The 24,637-nt window shown below is 65.8% G+C and carries 21 protein-coding genes; 16 read left to right on the top strand and 5 right to left on the bottom strand.

Annotated elements, in window-relative coordinates:
* Positions 1 to 14 precede the first annotated feature (14 nt).
* Both ACP7AZ_RS10515 and ACP7AZ_RS10510 read left to right on the top strand, forming a co-directional pair.
* The gene (locus tag ACP7AZ_RS10515; RefSeq protein WP_303694718.1) at positions 15 to 692 is read left to right on the top strand and encodes a response regulator transcription factor; all 678 of its coding nucleotides are present in this window, start codon (positions 15 to 17) and stop codon (positions 690 to 692) included.
* Positions 685 to 2,049: an ATP-binding protein gene (locus ACP7AZ_RS10510; RefSeq protein WP_426038607.1), complete on the top strand. Its 1,365-nt coding sequence runs from the start codon at positions 685 to 687 to the stop codon at positions 2,047 to 2,049. Before ACP7AZ_RS10515 ends, ACP7AZ_RS10510 begins: the two co-directional genes overlap by 8 nt.
* On the opposite strand, the gene ACP7AZ_RS10505 is transcribed toward ACP7AZ_RS10510, so the two are convergent.
* A complete protein-coding gene (locus ACP7AZ_RS10505) occupies positions 2,046 to 2,900 on the bottom strand; it encodes an HAD family hydrolase (RefSeq protein ID WP_426038606.1) in 855 nt (284 codons plus the stop codon). The two genes, ACP7AZ_RS10510 and ACP7AZ_RS10505, sit on opposite strands and share 4 nt — an antisense overlap.
* Before the next feature lie 115 nt (positions 2,901 to 3,015).
* Here ACP7AZ_RS10505 and ACP7AZ_RS10500 point away from each other — a divergent pair, with 115 nt between their 5' ends.
* Positions 3,016 to 3,645 carry an ankyrin repeat domain-containing protein gene (locus ACP7AZ_RS10500; RefSeq protein ID WP_426038605.1) on the top strand — a complete coding sequence of 210 codons (630 nt, stop codon included), beginning with the start codon at positions 3,016 to 3,018 and terminating at the stop codon, positions 3,643 to 3,645.
* A 6-nt stretch (positions 3,646 to 3,651) separates the two neighbouring features.
* Here the strand turns inward: ACP7AZ_RS10500 and ACP7AZ_RS10495 are convergent, their stop codons facing one another.
* Positions 3,652 to 6,015: an ATP-binding protein gene (locus ACP7AZ_RS10495; RefSeq protein ID WP_426038604.1), complete on the bottom strand. Its 2,364-nt coding sequence runs from the start codon at positions 6,013 to 6,015 to the stop codon at positions 3,652 to 3,654.
* Between the two features lie 148 nt (positions 6,016 to 6,163).
* Here ACP7AZ_RS10495 and ACP7AZ_RS10490 point away from each other — a divergent pair, with 148 nt between their 5' ends.
* Positions 6,164 to 6,565, top strand: coding sequence for a metallopeptidase family protein (locus tag ACP7AZ_RS10490; protein WP_426038603.1), 402 nt, complete (start codon positions 6,164 to 6,166; stop codon positions 6,563 to 6,565).
* Between the two features lie 174 nt (positions 6,566 to 6,739).
* Here the strand turns inward: ACP7AZ_RS10490 and ACP7AZ_RS10485 are convergent, their stop codons facing one another.
* Positions 6,740 to 7,579, bottom strand: a complete 840-nt coding sequence (locus ACP7AZ_RS10485) for a Ku protein (RefSeq protein ID WP_426038602.1) — start codon at positions 7,577 to 7,579, stop codon at positions 6,740 to 6,742.
* A 280-nt stretch (positions 7,580 to 7,859) separates the two neighbouring features.
* Between ACP7AZ_RS10485 and ACP7AZ_RS10480 the strand changes: the two genes are divergently transcribed.
* From ACP7AZ_RS10480 to ACP7AZ_RS10460, 5 genes are all read left to right on the top strand, one after another.
* Complete coding sequence (locus ACP7AZ_RS10480) at positions 7,860 to 11,000, top strand: PAS domain S-box protein (protein ID WP_426038601.1); 3,141 nt, start codon at positions 7,860 to 7,862, stop codon at positions 10,998 to 11,000.
* The gene (locus ACP7AZ_RS10475; protein ID WP_426038600.1) at positions 10,997 to 11,386 is read left to right on the top strand and encodes a response regulator; all 390 of its coding nucleotides are present in this window, start codon (positions 10,997 to 10,999) and stop codon (positions 11,384 to 11,386) included. Before ACP7AZ_RS10480 ends, ACP7AZ_RS10475 begins: the two co-directional genes overlap by 4 nt.
* Before the next feature lie 307 nt (positions 11,387 to 11,693).
* Positions 11,694 to 12,164, top strand: a complete 471-nt coding sequence (locus ACP7AZ_RS10470; RefSeq protein ID WP_426038599.1) for a DUF427 domain-containing protein — start codon at positions 11,694 to 11,696, stop codon at positions 12,162 to 12,164.
* A 40-nt stretch (positions 12,165 to 12,204) separates the two neighbouring features.
* A complete protein-coding gene (locus ACP7AZ_RS10465; protein WP_426038598.1) occupies positions 12,205 to 13,491 on the top strand; it encodes an ABC1 kinase family protein in 1,287 nt (428 codons plus the stop codon).
* A gap of 155 nt (positions 13,492 to 13,646) precedes the next feature.
* Positions 13,647 to 13,790, top strand: a complete 144-nt coding sequence (locus ACP7AZ_RS10460; protein ID WP_426038597.1) for a hypothetical protein — start codon at positions 13,647 to 13,649, stop codon at positions 13,788 to 13,790.
* 28 nt (positions 13,791 to 13,818) lie between these two features.
* Here ACP7AZ_RS10460 and ACP7AZ_RS10455 read toward each other — a convergent pair whose 3' ends face one another.
* Entirely contained in the window at positions 13,819 to 14,295 is a 477-nt protein-coding gene (locus ACP7AZ_RS10455; RefSeq protein ID WP_426038596.1) for a hypothetical protein, read from the bottom strand.
* Positions 14,296 to 14,374: 79 nt separating this feature from the next.
* Between ACP7AZ_RS10455 and ACP7AZ_RS10450 the strand changes: the two genes are divergently transcribed.
* The 6 genes from ACP7AZ_RS10450 to ACP7AZ_RS10425 all read left to right on the top strand — a co-directional run bounded on the left by ACP7AZ_RS10450 (position 14,375) and on the right by ACP7AZ_RS10425 (position 22,427).
* Positions 14,375 to 14,674, top strand: coding sequence for a hypothetical protein (locus ACP7AZ_RS10450; RefSeq protein WP_426038595.1), 300 nt, complete (start codon positions 14,375 to 14,377; stop codon positions 14,672 to 14,674).
* 194 nt (positions 14,675 to 14,868) lie between these two features.
* Positions 14,869 to 15,642, top strand: coding sequence for a class I SAM-dependent methyltransferase (locus ACP7AZ_RS10445; RefSeq protein WP_426038594.1), 774 nt, complete (start codon positions 14,869 to 14,871; stop codon positions 15,640 to 15,642).
* Between the two features lie 244 nt (positions 15,643 to 15,886).
* Positions 15,887 to 16,876, top strand: a complete 990-nt coding sequence (locus tag ACP7AZ_RS10440; RefSeq protein ID WP_426038593.1) for a sensor histidine kinase — start codon at positions 15,887 to 15,889, stop codon at positions 16,874 to 16,876.
* 613 nt (positions 16,877 to 17,489) lie between these two features.
* On the top strand, positions 17,490 to 20,546 hold the full coding sequence (locus ACP7AZ_RS10435) for an efflux RND transporter permease subunit (RefSeq protein WP_426038592.1): 3,057 nt from the start codon (positions 17,490 to 17,492) through the stop codon (positions 20,544 to 20,546).
* Positions 20,547 to 20,765: 219 nt separating this feature from the next.
* Positions 20,766 to 21,677 carry an NmrA family NAD(P)-binding protein gene (locus ACP7AZ_RS10430; protein ID WP_426038591.1) on the top strand — a complete coding sequence of 304 codons (912 nt, stop codon included), beginning with the start codon at positions 20,766 to 20,768 and terminating at the stop codon, positions 21,675 to 21,677.
* A 297-nt stretch (positions 21,678 to 21,974) separates the two neighbouring features.
* Entirely contained in the window at positions 21,975 to 22,427 is a 453-nt protein-coding gene (locus ACP7AZ_RS10425) for a PA2169 family four-helix-bundle protein (protein ID WP_426038590.1), read from the top strand.
* Positions 22,428 to 22,498: 71 nt separating this feature from the next.
* Here the strand turns inward: ACP7AZ_RS10425 and ACP7AZ_RS10420 are convergent, their stop codons facing one another.
* A complete protein-coding gene (locus tag ACP7AZ_RS10420; RefSeq protein ID WP_426038589.1) occupies positions 22,499 to 22,765 on the bottom strand; it encodes a hypothetical protein in 267 nt (88 codons plus the stop codon).
* 315 nt (positions 22,766 to 23,080) lie between these two features.
* On the opposite strand from ACP7AZ_RS10420, the gene ACP7AZ_RS10415 reads away from it, so the two are divergent.
* Positions 23,081 to 24,451 (top strand): PAS domain-containing protein, encoded by a 1,371-nt coding sequence (locus tag ACP7AZ_RS10415; RefSeq protein WP_426038588.1) that lies wholly within the window; start codon positions 23,081 to 23,083, stop codon positions 24,449 to 24,451.
* Positions 24,452 to 24,637 lie beyond the last annotated feature (186 nt).

Genomic DNA, 24,637 nt, shown 5'->3' with positions numbered 1-24,637 from the left:
GACGGGATTCAGACATGAAGGTTCTCGTCGTCGAGGACGACCCCCGCATCGCCGACTACGTCTGCGATGGCCTGCGTCAGCAGGGTCATGTGGTGGATCACGCCGGCAACGGACGTGACGCGCTCTTTCTCGCGCTCGAGCCGGGACATGACGTCCTGGTGGTCGACCGGATGCTGCCGGGCATGGATGGCCTGGCGGTCGTCCGCGCCCTGCGCGCCTCCGGGTCCGGGGTCCCCATCCTCTTGCTGACCGCCTTGGGCGGCATCGACGATCGGGTGGAGGGCTTGAACGCCGGGGCTGACGACTATCTGGTCAAACCGTTCGCCTTCTCCGAACTGTCGGCGCGCCTCGCCGCCCTCGCCCGCCGCCCGGCCATCTCGGCCCGGCAGCACGAGACGACGCTGAAGGTCGGAACGCTGGAAATGGACCTGCTGCGACGGGCCGTCACGCGCGAGGGACGCCCCATCGAACTTCAGCCGCGCGAGTTCCGCCTCCTGGAGGTGCTGATGCGCCATGCCGGAGAGGTCGTGACCCGCACCATGCTTCTGGAACAGGTGTGGGAATTCCATTTCGACCCCCGAACGAACATCGTCGAGACCCATGTCAGCCGCCTTCGCGGCAAGATCGACCGCGAGTTCGGAGCTCCGATGCTGCACACTGTCCGCGGCGCGGGATACAGCCTGCGTGGCTAGGTCACGCCTGCTCAGCTCCGCGGCGTTCCGGCTGGCGGCCGTCTATGCCGTCATCTTCGCGGTGTCCGCCGCTGGTCTGCTCAGCGCCGTCTATGTCCTGGTCACCCGGTATGACGAGGCGCGCCATCGCCAGATCGTCCACACCCAGTCGGTCAACCTGCTGCGCGAGGCTGACGAAGACGGGCTGGGGGAAATTCTCGAACACCTGTCGGCCCAGGACGCGGACGATCAGGACCGACCCGACAGTTTCCTTCTGATCGGGCCCGACGGCCGGGTCATGGCCGGTGACGAACGCCTCGCCGACACGCCGCTCGGCCTCTCTGACATCACCCTGATCCAGTCGAACGGCGCCCCCCTGCCGATGATGGCGGTCCGGGCCAATGTGCAGGGCGGTGTCCTGGTCGTGGCCAGCGACACAGCGGACCTGCTCACCCTGCAGCGCGAGATGCGGTGGTCGTTCGCCTGGGCGGGCGGCCTGACCGCGATCCTGGCGATCCTGGGCGGGGCGGCCACCAGTATTCTGTTCCGCAGCCGGATCGGCATGGTCACGCGCACGACGCGACGGATCGTGGGCGGCGAACTGTCCGAGCGGGTATCGGTGTCGCCCAACGACGACGAGTTCGACCGCCTCGCCATGGATGTGAACGCCATGCTGGACCGGATCGAGAGCCTGATGGAGGGCCTGCGGCAGGTCTCCAACGACATCGCGCACGACCTGCGCACGACCCTGACCCGCCTGCGCCAGCGGCTGGAGACCGTGCGCAACGGACCTCAGGCCATCGCCCTCTATCAGTCCGCGCTGGACGCCGCGGTCGAGGACACCGACGAGATCCTCGCCACCTTCGCCGCCCTGCTGCGCATCGCCCAGATCGAGGCCGGCGCCCGCAAGGCCGGGTTCCAGCGTGTCGACCTCAGTCGCATCGTGGCCAATGTCGCGGAGGCCTTCACCCCTTCCGCCGAGGATCAGGGCCGCCGCCTGACCGCGCGCATTGAACCGGATCGGTCGGTCTCCGGCGACCCGGAGCTGCTGACCCAGCTGATCTCCAACCTGATCGAGAACGCCCTGAGCCACACGCCGGAGGGCACGCCGATCGAGGTCGCCCTGACGTCCCTGGGCGATCGCGTCGACGTCGTGGTCTCTGATCGCGGACCGGGCGTGCCCGAGGCGGCGCGCGACAAGGTCTTCCGTCGCTTCTATCGGGGCGACGCCAGCCGGACGTCGCAGGGCAATGGCCTGGGTCTGGCCCTGGTCGCCGCCATCGCCGACCTTCACGGCATGAGCATCGCTCTGGGGGATGCGCAGCCCGGCCTGACCGTGCGCCTGTCGCTGCGTCGCGCGCCGGAGGCGGCTCTCTAGTCGATCCTCGGCATCGTCCCGGCGTTGATCGCGATCCGCCCGATCAACCCCTTCACGATCAGGTCCAGCGGCTGGCCCTCGCGATAGTCGGCGGCGGCGACGAAATTGACCCGGTCCTCAGAGATCAACGAATAGATCTTCTTCTGATCCTTCTCCGAGTTCCGGGGATCATAGACGGCGATCGAGAAGCCGCCCTTGGTGTGCATCATCTTCATGGTCGGCACGTCGGTGTCGCCGTCGCCGAGGAAGATCATCCGCTCGAACGGAATGGCCCGGTCCTCGTCGGCAGTGAACCGGTTGATCCGCTCGTGGTCCCAGTGGTTCAGGACGCCCTTGTTGATGCGGAACAGATACTGGGTCTTGGTCGTGTAATTGACCCCCACCGCCGGCCAGATCGCCACCCCGTGGTCGTCATAGGCGAATTTCGACGCGAAGACGTGGTGGAAGGCGTCGCGGATCGGACAGCCGTCGATCATCTCCTCCAGACCCGCCGAGATGATGTAGTGTTCGATCTCCAGCCCGTATTTCGCGCCGATGGCGTCAATCCGCTCGAACCAGCCCTTGCCGGTCAGGTCCGACTTCAGCCCGTCGAACAGCTTCACGTCCTGGCCGTGCTCGGCAAGCAGCTTTTTGGTGATCGGCTGGTCGCTGTGCCGCGCCCGCTGCAGCATCAGCTGCATGTACATCAGGATGTTGTCGCCATCGGCCGACTTGGTCAGCCGGTCCGCCTCGCCCCAGAAGTCGCCGATCCCCATCCCCACCGAGGGAATGAAAGTGACCTCCTGCATATTCCCCCGCGCCAGGGTCCCGTCGAAATCATAGATCAGGGCGGTCTTGAGGAGCTTCGTCATGCCCGGTCCTTTATTCCGCCGCCTATCACCGCGCCAGCGGGGGCGAAGATGACCAATCCTTAAATAGCCATCCCTGCGACCTCTGTCATAGTCAGGTGTCGCTACGGAGCTTCCCATGTCGCCGAAGACGCTTTCCGTCCGCCCCCTGACCACCGCTGGGATCGTCGCCACCCTCCTGTGCGGCGTGGCGATCCACGCTTCCGCCCAGACGTCCCGACCAGAGCCCGCGACCTTGCCGGCCTCCGGAGCATGGGTGTTGGACGCCGCGCGCACCGGGGATGTCCGCGCAGCCGAGGTCTTCATCGCCCACGGTGCCGACGTCGATGCGGGCCGCGAGCACGACGGCACGCCACTGATCATGGCCGCCCGCAACGGCGACCTGACCATGGCCCGCTTTTTGATCGAACATGGCGCCGAGATCGACCGTCCAATGAAGGGCGATGGCAACCCCCTGATCGCCGCTGCGGCCAGCGGCCATATCGAGATGGCGGACTATCTGATCGGCCTCGGCGCCGACGTGAACGCGATTGTCCCGGACGACGAGACGCCCCTGATCAACGCCGCCCGCGAGGGTCATCTGTCGGTCGTCCAGCGGCTCGTCGCGGCCGGCGCCGACGTCAACCTGGCGGTGCCGGTCACTCTCGCTTCGGGTGGCACGGAAGTCCGATCGCCGATCAGCCAGGCGCGCCGCTATCGACACGCCGATGTCGCTGCCTGGCTGATCGACCACGGCGCCCGCAGCTAGGGCGGTCTACCCCAGCGCCAGTTCCGGCGCCGCAGCCCCGCTGTCGGCCTCCAGCGGCAGGTGCAGGATGAAGGCCGCGCCCTTGCCGGGTTCGCTTTCCACCTCGGCCCAGCCGCCGTGCAGTTCAACCAGGGCCTTGACCAAGGCCAGCCCCACGCCCGGCCCGCCGCGCTCGCGCTTCACGAACCGGTCGAAGACATGCGCCTGCAGATGATAGGGGATGCCCCGGCCGGTGTCCTCGACCCGGATGCGCAGCTCGCTTGAGTTGGCCTCGGCCCGCAGGGACACCGACCCGCCCTCCGACACCGAGCGCCCGGCATTGTCCAGCAGATGATCGACGGCCTGGGCCAGCCGCCGCGCATCGGCCCGGATGGCCGGCAGGTTGGCGGCGGCGACGGCCTTCAGTGTCGCGCCGCGTCCCTCGATCCTCGGCCGATGCTTCTCGACGGCGGCGGCGAACAGGTCACGGATGCGCACGTCGCCGAGCGACAGCTCCATTTCGCCCGCGTCGATCTGGGCCATGTCGAGCACATCGTCGATGGAGTGGGTCAGTTGGCCGGCGGCGACGCGGATGGCCCCCGCGTACTGGCGGCTACGGTCGGGCAGATCGCCCATCGTCTCCAGCAGTTCGGAATAGCCGACGATCGTGGTCAGCGGCGTCCGCAGCTCATAGCTGACCGAGCCCACGAACTCGCGCTTCAGCGCCTGGCTTTCCTTCAGGGCCGCCTCGCGCTGGGCCAGGGCCTGTTCCAGCTCGCGCCGCGCCGTCACGTCGGAGAAGGCCACCAGGGTCGCGCCGTCGGGCAGGGGCCGGGTCTGCCAGGCCGCCGTCCGCCCGTCGGTCGTGCGCCCCTCGCCCGAGACGGCGATGCGGCTCTCGGGATCGGGATCGGCCACCCGCGCCTTCAGCCCCAGCCAAAGGGCCGCGTCGGGCAGGGCCGTCTTGCACAGCTCGGCGATGGCATCGAACTCCCCCGCCTCCTCCAGCTGTTCGGCCGACAGGCTCCAGAAGGTCTCGAACGCCTCGTTGTGCAGCCGCAGCCGCCCGTCCGAGCCGAACACGGCGACCGCGTCGTTGAGCTTGTCGAGCGTCGCCGTCTGCACCTGAAGCTGGGCGTTGAACCGGCTGCGCAGGCTCAGTTCGCCCGTGATGTCCGAGAACAGCAGCAATATGCCGCCCAGGGGATGGGGCTGGCGCACCAGCCTCAGGGTCCGCCCGTCGGGCAGGGACCAGCTGTCGTCGGCCGCTGCTTCGGTGGCCTCGTAGAACTCCAGCTCGCGCGCCTTCCAGCCCGCATAATCGATGACCTCGGGCAGCATCCGGCGCTGACGCAGCCGGTCCAGCAACTCGGCGTGCGTCGGCCGTTCGTTCAGCCAGGCCGGATCGAGGTTGAACAGCACCTGGAAGGCGATGTTGTGGAAGGCCAGTTTCTTGGACGGCCCGAAGATGGCCACCGCATCGGCCAGATGGTTGAGGGTCTCGTCGTGGGCCGTAACGTGACGACGCAGGGTATCGCGCGTCTCCTCGGCCTCGGTCATGTCGATGGCGAAGACCAGCACCGGCCCGCCCGGCCCGGCCGCGCCGCCCGAGAACAGGGGCTCGGCCAGGATCTTCCAGGCCCGGCGACGTCCGTCTCCGGCGGTCCAGCGGAAACCTTCCTGATGCGTCCCGACCCGCGCGGCCTCGGCCGCCAGCTGGTCGGCGCCGCGGTCGAAACTGGCCCGGGCCTCGCGCGCCGCCTCGACCGTTCCGCACTTCACCTCGGCCAGCCACGCCTTGTTGGCCCAGACCAGACGGCCGTCGTGATCCACGACCCAGGTCGGCGAGGGCGAGGCGTCGGCGATCAGCCCGGCCCCGAACCCGTGCTCGCCGGCGCCCTCGCCCGGCCCACCCTGGATGTCCACCTGCGAGACGCTCCGCACCACCGGCGACAGCCTCAGCCAGGCGGTGCCGTTGACGGCGCTGCCCTCGATCTTCCAGGCGTCGCCGTCGTGCGCCTCGAACGGGGTCCCGTCGGCCAGAAGGGCGTCGATCGCCTCGGGCAGGCCCGCATGCAGGGCCTCGGCCAGGGCCGCGCCCGGCGACCCCTGGACGTCCTTCGCAAAGGCCAGCCGCACCGCCTCGATGGACTCGTCCCGCCCCAGCAACAGCGGCGGCTCGCCCGGCGTAAGCCCGATGCGCACGTCGTCGAAGGCGGTCAGGGCGCCGTCGTGCTGCGCCCGGCTCACCGCCGTCGCGACCCGTTCCCGCTCAATCATGGATTCGCGCGCGGCCACGGCCCGGCGCAGACGCCACGCCCAGACGCTGATCGACAGGGCCAGCCCCGCCGCTCCCGCCGCCGCCGCAAAGGCGATATCGGCCTCCGCCATACCCGTTCACCCGCTGGATCGAATCGCGACCATAGCCGAAGCCGCGCCGGGCGCGAATGGATGGTTAACAAGTAGTCGGGGCGTGCGCGACGGTGAGTCCCTTGCGCCACGGTGGCGCTGCCCCGGACGAGCGCCTAACTCCCCCGCCATGACCTGGAACGACCAAGCGGCCCCTTCGCTCGACGACTTCGCCCGGCTGGCGCGCCAGGCCTTCGACGCCCTGCCGGAGCCGTTCAGGTCCGCCGCCGGGGATGTGGTCATCCGCGTCGACGATTTCGCCGACGAGGAGACCCTGGCTGCGGTCGATCTCGAGGACCCGTTCGACCTGACTGGCCTCTATCACGGCGTCCATATCGGCGAGCGCGAAGGCTTCGGCCCTGCGCCCGAGCCGTCGCGCGTCTTCCTCTACCGCCGCCCGATCCTCGACGAATGGTGCGAGCGCGGCGACGTCGGCCTCGCCGAGATCATCGCCCACGTCCTCATCCACGAGATCGGCCACCACATGGGCCTCGACGACGACGACATCGACGGCATCGAGGCCGAGGATTGATGATGCTTCCTTCTCCCCCTGCGGGAGAAGGTGGCCGAAGCGGAGCGGAGGTCGGATGAGGGGTCACGCTGACCTCGCCAATTTACCGTCTGCCCCCTAACTCCACCCGCCGGCGAGACCCCTCATCCGTCAGCCTTCGGCTGCCACCTTCTCCCGCAAGGGGAGAAGGGAAACTCAAGCCGCCTTCTTCTTCCCCGGAGCCTTCTTCTTCGCCGGCGGATTCTTCGCCGCGACTCCCCCCGCCGACCCCTTCAGACTGTTCCGCAGCGCCGCCATCAGGTCCACGACATTGGTGTCGTCCGGTTCCGGCGCCTCGACCACGCCCTGACCCGCCTGTTTGGCCTTGATCATCGCCTTCAGCGCCTCGTCGTAGCGGTCCTTGAACAGCGTGGGATCAAAGTCAGCATCCTTCTGGCTGATGATCCGCGCGGCGATATCGACCATGTCGGCATCCGCCTTCATCGTCGGGATGTCGTCGAAATAGTCCTCGGCGTCGCGCACCTCGTCGTGCGCCCGCAGCGTCCAGGCCACCAGCCCCTTGCCCCGGACCTCCAAGGCGATGCGCCGCTCGCGGTTCCTGAGCACCAGCGAGCCGATGGCGATCTTGTTCTGCTTGGCCATCGCCTCGCGGATGACGGCAAAGGCCTCGGCCCCCACCCCCTTGTCGGGCACGACATAGAGGGGGTCGGCCCAGTACAGCCGGTCGATATCGTCGGCGTCGACGAACTGGTCGATGTCGATGGTCCGCGTCGAGTCCAGCTTCACCTTGTCGAAATCGGCGGTGTCGAACAGGACGTATTCGTCCTTCGACACCTCATAGCCCTTGACCAGATCCGACCGCTCGACCGGCCCCGTATCGGGGTCCGTCGCGACCATGCGGATGCGATTGTTGGTCTTCGGATTGATCAGGTGGAACGAGACGTCGTTCGTCCTGGTCGTCGCCGCATAGAGCGCCACTGGACAGGTGACGAGCGACAGCTTCAGATGGCCTTGCCAGGTGGGGCGTGCGGGCATGGGACGACTCCTCGGGACCGAGTCGAATGCTTGTCCCGCCGGTTGGTTCAGCGGCTCAACCCGGTGCGTGGTCGAGGCGTCCCGGACCCCTCCTCTTCCCGGTCACCCACGGGCGTGCATCGAGCGCGATGATCCGGCGGTTCCGGCGTCAGCAGGCGACGGGCGAAGGTCGCCTTCCCGGCCCGCTCTCGACTGGGGATCCCGACCCAAAGCGCACCTTACCAGGTAACGCTTTGTTCGGTATCGGGCATTAACCCTGAGCGTTCACAGGGATTTGGCGATGGCAAAGAGCGAAGCGTTCGACCGGCTGACCGAACTTGCGGCGGCACTGTTCGGCGCGCCTATCGCTCTGATCACTGTGCTGGATCAGGACCGGCAATGGTTTCGTTCGAACCGGGGCTATGACGCAGATCAGACGACGCGGGACGAATCCTTCTGCGCCCACATGGTTGGCGGGCCGGCAGGATCGACGATGGTGGTCGAGGACGCCACGCTTGATCCCCGGTTTCAGGACAACGGTCTGGTTACGCGCGATGGCGTGCGGTTCTATGCCGGGGCGGTCATAACAACCGTTGATGGAGCGCAGGACGGCGCGGTCTGTGTGATCGACACTGTGGCCCGGCCCGCACCCACCGCCGCCCAGATGGATAGTCTGGTGCTTCTGGCAGGGCTGGCAGGTCACGAGATCGACAAGGCCCGATTGATGCGCCGCCAAAGTGAACAGACCGCCAAGCTTGAGATGGCTGAGGCGATGTCCGGGGTCGGTCATTGGCGATACGACGTCGCGACGCGGGCGATTGAATGGTCGGACGAAGTGTTCCGCATCCACGGGCTGGAGCCTGGTTCGGTCGATCCAACGTTCCAAGCCATGAGCCCCCAGTATCACCCGGAGGACCGGGCGAAAGTCTGGGCTCTGATCGAGCGGGCCCTGGTTAACGGGGAGGGCTATGACACGCTCCTGCGTATAGACCGCGTCGGCGAGCAGCGCGTTACGCGGACCCAGGCCAAGGTTGAGCTGGACCATGAGGGCCAGGTCATCGCTCTGTTCGGCGTCTTTCAGGACATCACTGAGTCAGTGCGCGGACAAGAGCGTATCGAGGCGAGCGAAAACCTGTTTCGACTGATGAGCGAGACCGCCACCGACATCGTCGCGCGATACGCGGCAGACGGATCGTTCTTGTCTGTGTCGCCGTCGGTTGAAGCCATCCTCGGTCGCACACCCGAAGAAATGATCGGCCGGAAATGGGGCGACTTTACCGTCCCCGAAGACCTTCCCACCGTGTGTGCCAAGGTGAAGGCCTATCTCGAAGCGGGTTCAGGGGCGGAGGTCACGCGCTACGAATACCGGGCCCTCAAGGCCGATGGAACGATCGTCTGGCTGGAGGCGTCGCCGCGTGCCTTGCGCGACGCTGACGGACGGGTTTTTGAAATGCAGGACCATGTCCGCGACATCACCGCCAGGAAGGTCGTTGAAGGCGAGCAGGCCGAGTTGGTCGAGACTCTGAGGCTTGCGGAAAACCTGGCGGGTCTGGGCTCATGGAAGCTGAACGCTGTGTCCGGGCACGTCCGATGGTCGGAGCAGGTCTATCGGATCCATGGCGTGACGCCCGAGGCCTTTGACCCCAACCTCGACGATGCGGTCGGGTTCTATCATCCGGACGACCAGCAGGCCGTCCGTGACTGGTGTGCCAAGGCGATGGAGACAGGCGAAGCCGGGGAGTTCCAACTGCGACTGATGCGTTCGGACGGCGAGGAACGCACTGTGATTTCCCAATGCCGGCCCGAACGCGGGCCGGACGGAACCACAACCGCACTCTATGGCGTCTTCCAGGACGTGACCGAGCGGGTTCAGGCGGAAGAGACGATCAAGTCCAGCGAAGCGCGCTATCGGCTACTGGCGGACAACTCAACCGACATCATCGCAACCTACGGAATAGACGGGGTATTCCGCTATCTGTCTCCTGCGATCGAGGGGCCGATGGGCTACCGGCCTGAAGAGCTGGTGGGTCAACCGTGCGGCTATTTCATGCATCCCGAAGACGTAGACCGGGTTCAGGCTGTATTTGCCGACTACGCGCGGAGCGGGCCCGGAACGCCGTCGCCTCGCGTGCCTTATCGCGGTGTTCGTAAGGACGGATCGTTTGTCTGGCTCGAGGCCCACCCCAAGGTGATCCGTAATGCGAAAGGGCAGCCCTTCGAGTTTCAGGACGTGGTCCGCGATATCACGGAGACCAAAGCGCTGGAGGAGGCGTTGATCGAGGCGCGTGACGTTGCGGAGGCGGGCGCCAGGGCCAAGTCCGAATTCCTGGCCAATATGAGCCATGAGCTGCGCACGCCCCTGACCAGCGTGATCGGGTTTTCGGGGCTGCTGAAAGGCAGCCAGAGCCTGCCGGACGCCGAGCGGCGCTTCGCGGACCGGATCGCGACGTCGTCGGAAGCGCTGCTGAGCGTGATCAATGACATTCTGGACTATTCAAAATTGGAAGCAGACGCTGTGGGGCTGGATCCCATGCCGTTCGATCCGAAGGCCATGGCTGAGGGGGCAGCGGGGATCGTTGAGGCGCAGTGCGTGGCCAAGGGACTGGCGCTGGATATCGAAATAGAGCCCGGACTGCCCGAAGCCCTGATGGGCGATGAGGGGCGGTTGCGACAGGTTATGCTGAACTTCCTGTCCAATGCGGTGAAGTTCACCGGGCATGGCCGGGTTCTACTGAACATGGGCTGGGCCGACGGGCGGTTGCGGATCGCGGTGACCGACAGCGGGATTGGCATTGCGGCCGACAAGATCGACGCGCTGTTCGACCGCTTTACCCAGGCCGATGCCTCGACCACGCGGGTCTATGGCGGGACCGGATTAGGCCTGGCTATTTCGCGCCGCCTGATCGAACTGATGGGTGGGGAGATCGGAGCGGACAGCCGGCCGGGTCACGGTTCTACCTTCTGGCTGGAAGTGCCGCTGGACGTGGCGCGGACCAGTGCGACCGCCGACGCCCAGACCCTGGCGGAGGTACCATCGGGCTCCCGGATCCTTATGGCGGACGACGCAGCCGCCAATCGCGAACTGGTGCGGGCCATCCTGGGCAGCTGGGACATCGTGCTGGAGACGGTCGACGACGGCGCAGCGGCGGTCCAGGCTGCTGCGAGCGGCGACTATGACCTGATCCTGATGGACGTGCACATGCCGGTCATGGATGGGCTGGACGCCACCCGGGCCATTCGTGCGATGTCGGGGCAAGTGTCGCGCACGCCGATCCTTGCCTTGACGGCCAATGTTCAGCCTGAGCAGGTCGCAGCCTGTCGTGCGGCGGGGATGGATGGCCATGTCGGCAAGCCGATCCAGATCCACGATCTGATGGCGACCATTGCCAAACAGTTGACCGCTTCGAACGTCGAACCTTCCAACGTCGAAGCCGCCGCATGAAACACGCTGTTCTGATCGCTGAAGACGACCCGACAATCGGCGAGATGATGGACATCATTCTCACCCAGGCCGGGTTCGAGGTGTCGCTGGTCAACAACGGCGAGGCGGCTATCGACCTGTTGAAGCGGTCACGATTCTCGCTCGTGCTGCTGGATGTCCACATGCCGCGTGTAGATGGACTGGATGTCCTGAAGGCCATGGGGCGGATGGCGTGGTTTCCGCCGGTGTTGATTGTCAGCGCCAACCGATTGAGCGAGACGATCCGCGAAGCGGCAGCGCTGGGGTGCTCGGGCTACCTGGCCAAGCCGTTCACGCCGGACGGGCTGTTGCAACGGGTCCGCATGGTGATGGCTGGGCGAAAGCGGGCGAATGTCCTCCTTCTTTGACGCCGCTCCATACCGGCAAGTCGAGCAGGTCTTGGTAGCGCGCTTCGCGTTCGAGCGACCGTCGCCATGGCAAGATCGAGAAGTCGTCGCGTAGGGCGATCCCGACGCGAAAGACTGGAGATGGCAGCAAGGGCGGGCGCGAGGCGTTCAATGACGGCGAGCGCCTGATGGGCATCGATGTCGCACCCGGATGACATTGCGGACCGTCCTCCCATATCCGCACCATGCGGACGCGGTTAATCTATTGCGGGGGGCAGGGGCGGTGACAGGTTATGGCTCTGGCGTGAATTCCCGGCCCGATCCGGTGATGCCCGGTCAGGAAAGCGTGTGGGCCTATCCACGCCCGGCGATCGCCCAGCCGAGCGGTGCGCATGTTCTGATCGTCCACGCGGGCGTCATCGTGGCCGACACCCGCTCTGCGGTGCGAACGTTGGAGACGAGTCATCCGCCCAGCTACTATATTCCGCCCTCGGACATAGCGCCCGGGCTGCTGCGTCGCGCCCGCGGCGGCTCGTTCTGCGAGTGGAAGGGCGACGCGACCTACTGGGACGTCGTGATCGGCGCCCAGATCCTGCCGCGCGTCGGCTGGAGCTATCCGCAGCCGACGCCTCCGTTTGAAGGTTTGCGGGACCATATCGCCTTCTATGCCGGCCCCTTCGATCGCTGCAGCGTCGACGACGAGACAGTCGAGCCCCAGGTCGGCGGGTTCTACGGCGGCTGGATCACCTCGCGTCTGGCCGGACCGTTCAAAGGCGGCCCCGGGACCCTGACGTGGTGAGAGCGTGAGCCGGGACACGGGCTCATCCCCCGGACGGTCGGTGCCGCGCGGGCGCCTGTCGCGGCTGAGCCAGTTCGGTCGGCTGGCGGGATCCGTCGCCGGAGGCATGGTGGCGGAGGGCGCGCGACGGCTCGCGGAGGGCGAGCGCCCGCAGCTGCGAGACCTGCTCCTGACGCCGTCGAACGTCGGACGGATCGCCGACCGCCTGTCCCATCTGAGGGGTGCGGCCATGAAGCTGGGCCAGATCATTTCGATGGACGCCGGGGACCTGCTGCCTGCGGAGCTGACCGCCATCATGGCGCGGTTGCGCGACAGCGCCCACCACATGCCCCCGGCCCAGCTGCAGAAGGTTCTGGTGCGCGAGTGGGGCCCGGACTGGCGAAACCGGTTCCAGCGGTTCGACCTGCATCCGATTGCTGCGGCGTCGATCGGCCAGGTTCACCGCGCCATCACCCGCGACGGCCGCGAACTGGCGATCAAGGTGCAGTACCCCGGAGTCAGCGAAAGCATCGTGTCCGATGTCGACAACGTTGCCACCTTGCTGAGGATGTCCGGTGCCCTGCCCAGGGGCCTCGACATCGCGCCGCTCCTTGCCGAGGCCAAGCGCCAGCTTGCCGAAGAGGCCGATTACGAGCGTGAAGGCGAACAGATGATGCTGTTCGAGCGCCTGCTGGCCGATACCCCTGAGGTCATCGTGCCCACCCTGGATCAACAGCTGACGACGTCCCGGGTTCTGGCGATGACCTTCCTGTCGGGCCTTCCGATCGAGACGCTCGAGACCGCCCCCCAGGCGGCGCGCGATGCGGCCGTTCGTACGCTCATGACCCTGGTGCTGCGCGAGCTGTTCCAGTTCGGCGTCATGCAGACCGATCCGAACTTCGCCAACTACCGCGTCCAGCCCGATAGCGGCCGGCTGGTCCTGCTCGATTTCGGCGCAGCACGCCCGGTGCAGCCGGCCACAGCCCTGGGGTACCGCCAGCTCTTGCACGCAGGTCTGTCCGGCGACCGGATGGCCGCGCGGGCTGCAGCGCTCTCGGCGGGCTTCATCGGCCCGGCCGCGGTCGCCCGACATAGCGGGCGCGTCGACGCCATGATCGATGTGATCCTCGGCGAGCTTCAGCGCCCCGGTCCGTTCGACTTCGGCGATCGCCGCTTCGTGGCGGCCTTGCGCGAACCGGGTCTGGAGATCGCGGCGGACAGTGCTGCATGGCATCTGCCGCCTTCGGACATCCTGTTCGTCCAGCGAAAGATCAGCGGCACCGCCCTGCTGGCGGCCAGGCTGAAAGCCCGGATCGATCTCAGGGCACTTGTCCAGCCCTGGCTCTAGAGGTGAGCTCTCAATGGGTTGTCCATCCGGTCCGGGCCGAGGAAGCGGGAATTGCAGACTTCAGACCCTGCCTCGGAGGAGGGCCGAATGAACGTGCATCAGAATGCCCGGCTGACGCCCCATAGTCGAGCCTATCTGGTCCGGCACGGCTGGAGGTGGTCGGTTACACCCTGACCGACAGCGGCCGCAAAACGTGTAAGCACAATTTCCTGTTGAGCCGCCAAGGCCAGCACAAGGTGCTGACCTTGCGCAAGAAAATGATGGACGAAGGCGTCGTCGCCTCGGAATTTGAGGTCTGATGAGCGCCGACCGCTCATCGGCTGCGGCCTAGTTGCGCGGGCGTTGCGCCAAGGTCCCCGCCGGGGTCGCGGCCACGCCCGGCTCGCGCGCGGCCCAGCCCGACAACCCCCCATAGTAGCCGCTCGCTACAGCTGACTTGCCGTCGGCGGACACCGTGAGGTCCACGCTGATGGCGCGGGACAATCTGGCGACATTGCCTGGCATCGCCGTGCATTGCACCCATCGGCCCCAGCCCGAGCTTCCATGCGCCAGCGGCACGCCGGTCACCTGGGCGGGAAAGGGAGCCGGCGCGAAGGCGAAGAAGACCAATCCCCTCTGTACCTGGGGGTCGGCCCCCGACCCGTCCCGGAAGTCCATGACGCCGGTCACGATCTGGCCGGGCGAGCCTCCCGAGAGATGGTAGAGCCAGCGGCCGCCCGCGAGTTGCTCGCACGGTCCCGCGAAGGCTGGCGCCGCGACCAGCAGCGTGGCGGTGGAGGCCAGGACGGCGAAAACTCTGGACATGACAGGGGCTTCCCGGTCCGGACTGCGCGCGAGCCAGAAGGCCAGGCGACCGGACAGCATCAAAGACAGGGCAGCTTTTATGATGGTTCGTCAATCGACGTCGGATGAACGGTCGATCCCGGACGACTCACCCGCCTCGCTGCGGGACGCCCTGATGGCGCAGGGTGATGAGCGCGGCGCGATCCGAAAAATCCGCGCCGCCGCCGACCGTGCCCCGCAGTGGGGCGCGCTGCATCTGGCCCGGGGCCGGGCGCTGGAGGCGGACGGGAAGCGGGACGAGGCCCGCGAGAAATACACCGAGGCCGCCCGCATGAACCTGGCCGCCGCAGACAGGGCCGAGATGGTGCGACGGATGGCGGCGGTCAATCGGGGGTCCTGAGACCGGCTGCTGTAATGTCCGCCACCCACCCCAGGCGGCGGTTCGGGAGGTCTGATCTCAGGCCTGACGGTCAATGTCTGATTTTCGGCCTGACGCTTATGTCGTGCTCCGACCCGTTGCGGACATCCACGCGGTCGATCAAGACATCGTCGGCAAGCGCTCTGACGGCGGCTTGTCGTGATCGGAAGTAGCGAATGGGCGGTTCGAAGAAACCTCACTTCGGGATTGATGCCCCGGATCTTGTCCGCGCGTTCTTGCTGGCAGGCATGGCGCTGGCTTCGGCCAGCGTAGGCATCTTCGTCTTTGCGCCCCCGGTTCTGGGAGTTTGGATCGGCATCATCGTTCTGATCCCCGCAGTCTACGCCCTCTTTATGTTTGCCCTGATGATCCGGGGAAGTCTTGTCGACAAGGTTCGTGATGCCGAGGCCATTCTCGATCTCCATGAATGGAAGGGCAGCGAACAGGTTCTGGACGTGGGTTGCGGTCGGGGTCTGATGCTGATCGGGGCAGCCAGGCGACTGACGACTGGCCGAGCGGTTGGTGTGGATGTTTGGTCTGCAAACGACCAGTCAGCCAACGTTCCGGACGCACCGATCGAAAATGCTCGTCTCGTCGGGGTGTCTGACCGGGTTGTGGTTGAAACTGCCGATGCGCGTCACTTGCCGTTCGAGGATGGGTCTTTCGATGTCGTCTCGTCGAGTTGGGTCGTCCACAATCTTGAGAATGCCGGAGACCGGCTGTTGGCATTGAAGGAAATGGTTCGGGTCACCCGGCCTTCCGGCACGATCCTGCTGACCGACATCGTCAATCGCCACGAATATGTTTCGGCGATGAAAGGGATGGCTCTGGAAGATGTGCGGCTGGTCGTGCTTTCGCCGGGCAGGGACCGGTTCCTGAGTGCCGTTTCATTCGGGTCATTCCAGCCCGCTACAGTGTTCGCTCGCAGGACAGATCACGAAGTCGGGTGAACGTACGCTTCCGACCCCAGGCCGCGGTTCGGGAGGCCTGCTCTCAGGCCTGGCGGCCAATGTCTGATTTTCGGCCTGACGCTTGTGTCATGCTCCGACCCGTTGCCGAAATAGTCGCCTGTCCGCTGAAGAAACCGCCCAGCATCGGGCATCGATGACTGTTGGAGCTCGGGCTGGACTTACTGCGGAGCAGCTTCGATAGATGGAGCGAGCAGACGCGTTTCACGCGTTTGCCGGGGATCGCATGAACCAGGACTTCATCCGACGCGTCGCGTGGCGGGGCTACCTGCTGGCACTGGTCGCGTTTGGCGCCGCTTTCGCCGTGCGCTACGTGCTGGCGCATTGGTTCCCGCCGGGCTTTCCCTACCTGACATTCTTCCCGGCCGTAGTGGTGGTGGCCTATTATGCCGGCCTGCGTCCCGCCATCCTGACCGCCACACTGTCGGGCCTGGCCGCCTGGTGGTTCTGGATCGGCCCGGAAGGATTCGACCTCACCGTCGCCACCCTGGTCGCCCTGGGCTTTTTCATCTTCGTCGCGGCGGTCGACATCTTCTTCATCATCGGCATGGACGGCGCGTCACGCCGGCTGTCCCGCGAGGTCGAGCGCAGCGCCGCCCTTGCGGAGAGTCGCGACATCCTCATGCGTGAGGTGCAGCACCGGGTTTCGAACAATATCCAGGTGGTGAGTGCGCTGTTTAGCCTGGAAGCTCGAGCCGCCGTCGACCCGGGTGCTCGCAAGGCCTTGGCCGATGCCTCCGCCCGCACCGGCCTGGTCGCCCGAATCCAGAGAAGCCTGGCTGACGCTGAGCAGCAGGCAACGGCTTTCGAGGCCTTGGCGCGCTCCATCGTTGACGACGCGCTCGAAGCCGCCGCCCGCGACGATGTTGTCGTCTCCATTTCCAGCGGCGAGGTGGCGTTGTCGGCCGAAGAGGCCACGCCGGTCGTGCTGATCATGCTGGAATGCGTGAACAACGCACTGGAGCACGCCTTCCCCGACCGTCCCGGCCAGATCACGATCGAGCTGAGCGACGATGGTGTGGTCCGAACCCTGGTCATCGCCGATGACGGCGTGGGCGTCTCCGAAACGGCGACCACCGAACCCGCGAGTCTGGGGCTCAAGATCATTACAGCCCTCGCGCGACAGCTGGGCGGGCAATGGTCGCTTCGGTCGGCAGCTCCCGGCGCAGATGCCCGGCTGTGCTGGCCCAGCTCGCCCCTGTCGGGGCAGACATAACACCGCCCAGATCGGGAAGCGGCGCTCCAAGCCTTCACTTTTTCATATCCTGGCACAACGTGGGTAATGTCGGCTAACCACCCCGAACGGACCTGCACGATGTCCGCTTACGGCGCGTCCATCGAATGTCTGCAATCGGGCCTCAGGCTAAAGGCTGAACCCGACCCGTAGCGGACATCGCCTTTGCGCCGGACTATTGAGGCTGGTCAGTGGCCCCGGAACGGCGGGCGAGATTAATCGCAGATTTGCCAGCCAAGGCGAGACCAGCCAGTCCGATCAAAACCGCCCATGAAGAGCCGGAAACGATGGCGTAGGCGATTAGTCCAAGCCCAACCACGATAGCCACTGCGAAGGCCCAAGAGGGTGCTCTGTCAATCGTGCTCATCTGACAATCGTAGGTCGAGCATCTCACGGACGCAATGTCGGCTAACCACCCCATGCGGCGGTTCGGCAGATCCGCTTCCGGGACATGGCGGTGCGGTTCGGTTTCGGGCCTGATGCCAATGTCGCAATCCGACCCCTTGTCGACCGTGATGCCGCTTCAACACATTCGGCGCGGCAGTAACAGAGAACCCATGTAGGGCTAGTCGAACGAGACTCATTCAGAGGCGACATGCTCACCCTCATTGTCCGCTGGTCGCTATCCCGTCCGCGCCTCGTCGCCCTTCTGGCGGGCCTGATTGTCGCCTATGGCCTGGTCACCCTGTCGAGAGCCAGGTTCGACGTCTTTCCGGATTTCGTGCCGCCCCAGGTCGAGGTCCAGACGGAAGCGCCCGGTCTGTCCGCCGAACAGGTCGAACAGCTGATCACCCGCCCCATCGAGCAAGCCATCGCGGGCGGCCAGGGCATAGAGGCTGTGCGCTCCGAGTCGATCCAGGGCATCTCGGTGGTGACGGTCGTCTTCGCCGACAAGGTTGATCCCTATCGCGCCCGCCAGACCGTGACGGACAGCCTGGTCGAGGCTGGCTCCGCCCTCCCCGCCATCGCCAGGTCGCCCCAGGTCGCGCCCCTGACCTCCTCGACGATGGACCTTCTGAAGATCGGCTTCACCAGTGATGCGCTTTCGCCGGAGCAGCTTCGAAGCCTGATCGACACGGTCGTCCGTCCCCGGTTGCTGGCAACGCAGGGCGTCGCGCGGGCAAGCGTCTATGGCGGAGAGGTCGGCCGGATCGAGGTGCGGATGCGCCCCGCCGACATGGCTCGGTTCAACATCACGCCGTCCGACCTCGCGACCGCCGTGGCGGCGGCCACAGGGGTTCGGGGAGGCGGCTTCGTCGATACGCCCTCCCAGCGCATCCTCGTGACGCCGCAGGGTCAGGCCCAGGGTCCTGACGATCTGGCGCGCGGCGTCATCCGATCCGTGGTGGGCCAGCGCGTTTTGGTCGGAGACGTCGCCGATGTCGTCGAAGCGTTCGAACCCCGTCTTGGTGAAGCCCTGATCATGGGGCGGCCCGGCGTGCTGATCAGCCTGTCGAGCCAGTACGGGGCCAACACGCTCGACGCGACCCGGGCGGTCGATGCCGCGCTCGCTGAGCTGCAACCGGCGCTGACCGCCCAGAAGGTCTCGGTCAACGCCGACCTCCACCGCCCGGCGAACTTCATCAACACAGCCCTGTCCGGGCTCCGCGAGGATCTGGTCATCGGGGCTGTCCTGATCGCGGTCGTCCTGTTCGCCTTCATGGGCAGCGCCCGCACGGTGATCATCTCGTTCGTCAGCATCCCGATCTCGCTTCTCGCCGCCCTGATCGTCATGGACCTCCTGGGGCACACCCTCGACACGATGGTCCTCGGCGGCCTCGCCGTCGCCCTGGGCGTCGTGGTCGATGACGCAGTGATCGATGTCGAAAACATCGTCCGACGCCTGCGAGAGAAGACATCTGGATCGCTCGCGGAGGTCATCCAGCACGCGTCGGTCGAGGTTCGCGGGCCGGTCGTCTATGCGACGCTGGTCGTAGCACTGACGCTCGCGCCCGTCCTGCTGCTCGATGGACTTCAGGGGCGCTTCTTCAGCCCCCTGGCGTCCGCCTTCATTCTGGCGACAATGGCTTCGCTTCTGGTCGCGGTCATCGTGACACCGGCTCTGGCCCTGCTCACCCTCCGCGGCTGGACTCCGGTGGCCGAACCGGCCTGGCTCTCCAGACTCAAGGCGAGCGCCACAGGACTGATCGCCAGAGGCTCAGGCCGAGGCAAAGTCGCGATGGTCGTCACCGGTGCAAGCGCCGTCGCCCTGCTGGCGGCCCCCTTCGTCTTCCCCTCCGAACTGCTGCCGACCTTTCGCGAAGGTCATTTCGTTGTCGGCGTCGCCGCTGCGCCCGGCACCTCGCTGGAGGCCAGCCGCAGCCTGGGCCAGTCTCTGACCAACGCGTTTCTGGAGATCGACGGAGTTCAGACGGTCGAGCAACAGATCGGACGCGCGCAGGGCGGTGAAGATACCTGGGGACCGGAGCAGAGCGAGTTCCATATCGAGCTGAAGCCCCGCCTCAGCGGCGCCGCCCAGGACAGGGTCGAGGCCGGGTTGCACACCGCGCTGGACAGCCATCCCGGGCTTGAGACCGAAGTCCTGACCTTCCTGGGCGACCGGATCGGCGAGTCCGTGACCGGGCAAAAGGCCCCGGTTGCCGTCAGCGTCTTCGGCGATGATCTCGGTGATCTCGACCTGGCGAGCCATGCAGTCGCTCGCGCACTGGAGGCCATACCCGGGACCGGAGATGTGACCCGACAGACCCCGCCGGAAGCGCCCGCCGTCCGGATCAGTCCCCGTATCGATCAACTGGGGAACGTGGGACTGACCGTCAACGACATGCTCGATGTGGTGTCGAGCGCGTATCTGGGCACCGTCGCGACGCAGCTCTATCGTCCGGATCGAGCCATCGACGTAACGGTCATCCTGCCGCCAGAGCAGCGCGCCGACCCTGCAGCCATCGGACAGGTCGTGCTGCGGGGTGCGGCCGGCGAGGTGCCGCTGTCCAGCGTCGCCGATGTCGGGATGGGAAGTCAGCGGACCGTCGTCTCGCGTGAAGCCGGGCGTCGACGGGAAGTCGTCACCGCCAGTCCCAACCCTGTGGATGTGGCTCGGGTCGCTCGCCAGGCAAAGGCGGCCATCGCGACGCTAGGCCTGCCGCGAGGCATCGTGGCGTCCGTGTCCAGCACCGCGGACGCAGCCGCCTCGGCCCGCAATCAACTCGTGTTCAACTGCGCCATTGCGGCGTTGGCCGCCGTTGTCCTTCTGCTGCTTGCGTTCGGCGACGGACGCTCGGTTGGACTGGTGCTTTGCAGCGCTCCGGTGGCGCTTCTTGGCGGCATCCTCGCCCTGCCTCTCGCGGGCGGCAGCCTGTCGCTCGGCGCCCTCGTAGGCTTCGTCACCCTGTTCGGGATTTCATCGCGAAACTCGATCCTGCTGGTCTCGCATGTGGAGCACGTCGTGCGACACGAAAAGCGAGAATGGTCGCAAGAAACGCTCGTGAGGGCGACGCAAGAACGGGTTACGCCGATCCTGATGACGGCCCTGGTCACGGGTCTCGGACTTCTTCCCCTGGCCCTTCAGAACGGAGAGGCAGGGCGCGAAATCCAGGGGCCGATGGCGATCGTCATTCTCGGAGGGCTGCTCAGTTCAACAGCGGCGACCCTGTTCATGCTGCCTGCCCTGATCTGGCGATACAGGCGGTCGTAGTCGAGATCAGGCCCGATCGGTGTTCGGTATCCCAGGCGACGGACGAATGGCCTGTTTCCACTCCAGGCGGCGGTTCCGAAGGGCTGCTCTCAGGCCTAGCGGTCAATGTCTGGTTTTCGGCCTGACTTTGATGTCGTGCTCCGACCCGTTGCGGACTTGTGATGTGTTACTTTCGACGGTGGGGCTATCGCGAGTGCGATCCCGGTCTAGGATCCCGCCATGACAGAACCCTGCAATGTGGCAATCGCCGGCGCGACCGGGGATCTGGGCGCCCGAATCACCAGGGCGCTCATCGCCCGCGGCGCCTCGGTCAGCGCGTTGGTTCGCCCGGATCTCGGCAACGAAGAGCGATCTCGCCTCGCGACCCTGGGGGCGAGGATCACGCCGGCCGATCCGCACGACATCGACGCCATGGCCGCCGCCCTCGCCGGCGCTTCCTGCGTCGTCTCCGCGCTGAACGGCGTGCGCGAGGTGATCATCGATCGACAGACGGTTCTGCTCAATTCGGCGATCCGAGCGAACGTGCCGCGCTTCATTCCGTCGGACTATGCCGCCGACTTCACCAGGACCCGACCCGGCGACAACCGAAATTTCGATGTCCGCCGGGAGTTCATGGCCCTCGTCGATGCCGCGCCGATCCGGGCGACGTCGATCCTCAACGGCGCCTTCATGGACATGCTCGGCGCCGAGATGCCGATCATCCAGCCAGGGATCCGCCGGGTCCTCTACTGGCATGACGCGGATCAGAAACTGGACTTCACCACCAAGGACGATGTCGCCGCCTATGTTGCGGCCGCCGCGATGGACGAGAACGCGCCGCGGATTCTGCGCATCGCCGGCGACGTCGTCAGCGCGCGCGAGCTCGCCGTGGCCATGACCGAGGCGACCGGTGAACGCTACCGAACGCTGTGGGCGGGAAGCCTGGGCTCGCTGGCGGCGATGATCGGTTTCACGAAGCTGATCGTGCCCGGCAAGGACGAGGCGTTCCCGCCCTGGCAGGGTATGCAGTACATGCGCGACCAGTTCAGCGGCCGCGGCAAGCTCGAACCGCTCGACAACGCTCGCTATCCTGAACTGCATTGGACCCCGGTGAAGACGCTCCTGGCCAAGCGCTTCGACAAGGCGGCGTGAGAATGCGCCTCGATCCTGACGTTGAGGCCCGGCCCATATCCAGGTCCATCCAAGGGTCGCGTCCGTAGCGGATGGCCGCAGCATCCAGACCCATTCGCACGGGGAGAACGACCGGTGTAGCCGGCTGGTGCGGATCAGCCGGCCTGGCGGTCAATGTCCGGTTTTCGGCCTGGCGTTGATGTCGTCGTCCGACCCTTTTCGGACTCTCGGTCCACGCTCGCGAGGAACAAACCGTGTCTGGGAACATGGTAAAGCGTCGGCAGTTCTATGTGTCCCTTCAACAGAGGACACGCCTCAATGCACACCGACAATCATCGCGCCATCAAGACGCTCAACGATCTGATCGAGACGACTCTGGATAGCGTGAACGGCTATCGCCATGCCGCAGACGGCGTCAGCAATCCGGAACTCAAAACCCTGTTCACAGAGCGCGCCGGCCAGCGTGAAGAACTCAGCCGTCGGCTCCAGGCCGAAGTTCGCACGTTTGGTGGTGAACCTGAGGATGACCAGTCTCTGCTGGGCCGCATCCATAACAAGTTCGCCGAGATCAGAGGCGAACTCATGGGCCGTGACGACAGCGGCGTGATCGACGAGGTCGAGCGTGGCGAGGACGTGATCAAGGCGCGGTTTGAAAACGCGACCAAGGACACCGATCTTCCCGACACGCTCCGCCAGCGAGTGGCTGAAGAATATGCGTCGATCAAGGCTGATCACGATACGATCAGCGGCCTGAAGCATCGCCTCGACTAAAGGCAGGGTCCGTAAACGCACCATCGAACGACGCGCCAGAGTTGATCTCCGGCGCGTCGTTCTTCGACTACCTACTCTGTTCGGGCCGCGGCATCGGCAGCAGCATCGGTTTTCCGAGCGGCCGTGTCGGCGGCTGCATCGACGTTGGCTACCGCCTCGCTGGTTGCGGCAGAGGCGCTGTCGGCAGCGGCGTCTGCGTTTGCGGCGGTGTCGCTCGCAGCAGAAGCGACTGTCGCTCCAGCATTATCTGCAGTGGCGGCTGCCTTGTCTTCCGTATTCTCGGAGCAGGCGGCCAGTGACAGAGCGGCCGCTACGACGGCGAAATAGAGAGTGCGCATTTCGTTTCCTCTGGACTGACATGGCGGCTGATCCGCCTTCAAACGTCAGCTCGTGGAGCCTAGCGGGCGGTCAGTCCGGTGGCGACAGGATTGATAGCGCGTGCAGTGTGGGGAAACCGCAGCTTTGGGCCGTTGAGAAGGCGGCCCACCACCCACAGGGGACGTTGACCGCAGAAACCGGAAACCTCAGCAACATGCCGATATGAACCATTGTCCCCGAAAAGGCGTTTGGCAGGCGCGCGTAGCTTGACCTTATACAGGGGTAAAGATGCCAGGTGTGCCTGACACGATTGCTGGCTTTGCCAGGCTCCCGCGTTGACCGCATCGACGCTTGATACCTTGAGCCTGGCCATGCTGGCTGAGGAGTCTCCCGCAATGTTGTGGCGCGGAGACCTCAACGGCCGTTGCGTTTTTCTGAGCCGCGCCATGCGTGAGTTCTGGGGCTTGCAACCCGACGAGTGCGGCGTCTTCGACTGGAGCTCCAGTCTGCTCACCGAGGATCACGCCGTGGTTTTCGAGCCGTTTGCAGCCGCGATGGCGGCTCAGCGCGCGTTCACCTGCGAGGGGCGATACCGGCGAGCAGACGGCGAAGTGCGGATCCTGCAAACGCGCGCTCGCCCGTATTGCAATGAGGACGGCGTCTTCGCAGGCATGGTCGGAGTGAATGAGGATACGACCGAACTCCGCCGCGCTGATGAGGCGCTTCTGGCCCGCAATCGCCAACTGGATGACAGCCTCGTTCAACTGCGCTCGACTGCGGACCGGTTTGCGCTGGCGACGAGCATCTCCGGTCTGGCCATGTCCGAGCACGACGAAACGCTGAAGTACGTCTGGGCGCACAATGTGCCTGTTGAGTGCCTCGGGAAGACCCCTTCGGAATTCGTGGGGCCTGAGGTTGGAGGACCGCTTGAGGTCATCCTGCGCCGGACCATCGACACCGGTCATATGCAGACCGAGGAGATTTCGGTGCTGATCGGCGACGGGAGGACGTGGTGGGATATTCAGGCGTCGCCCTCGACCCTGCCGGACGGGCGGCCGGGTGTGGTCGCCAGTGCGCTGGACGTCACCGCACGCAGGTTGAACGAGGCAAAGCTGGAAATTCTGGCGAAGGAACTGGGGCACCGGGTCAAGAACGTGTTCGCCGTCGTTCAGGCCATTGTTCGCCAGTCCGCGCGTGCAACACCGGTGCCAGACGCCTTCATCAAAGCGGTGGAAGCCCGGCTCGTCGCTTTGGCGGACGCCCAGGACTCATTGCTGACGATGTCGGACGACCGGTTTTCCCTGCAAGGCCTGCTGACTCGACAATTATCGCATCTGGAAGGCGTGGAACTGGACGGGCCCGAAGTGCTGCTGCCGGGCAAGTTCGCTCCCTATCTCTCCCTGGCCGTGCACGAGCTCGGCACAAATGCGCTCAAACACGGCAGCCTCCGCGTACGGGACGGAAAGGTAGCGGTGAGCTGGGCTCAAACCCGCCCTGACCAACTGTGCCTGTCGTGGCGGGAACGGGGCGGCCCTGCCCCGGCATCAGGCCCCGCCTTCGCTCCGGGTCGGAAAGGGGGCTTCGGCTCGCTATTGCTGACCAAGGTCTTCGAAGGCGCGACAGGCGGCGAGGTGGATATGGAGTTCGGCCGCGACGGTCTGCTCTGGACCGCGATCATCCCGACCGGAGTCGAGTTGCACCTCTGACCGGGCCGGGCGGGTGGGGGCGCCCTGTCCCGTTCCCACCCCATGCGGCGGTTCGGGAGGTCTGCTCTCAGTCCTGGCGGTCAATGTCCGGTTTTCGGCCTGGCTTTGATGTCGTGCTCCACCCCAATCAGACATTGGACCGGTGCGCTTTCGGGGCCTGCGCGCCCCGTTGGTTGCACCGGAATG

It is taken from the genome of Brevundimonas sp. DC300-4 (genome assembly GCF_049897365.1).
Taxonomy (GTDB): Bacteria; Pseudomonadota; Alphaproteobacteria; order Caulobacterales; family Caulobacteraceae; genus Brevundimonas.
This window is presented reverse-complemented; position numbering and strand designations above follow the sequence as displayed.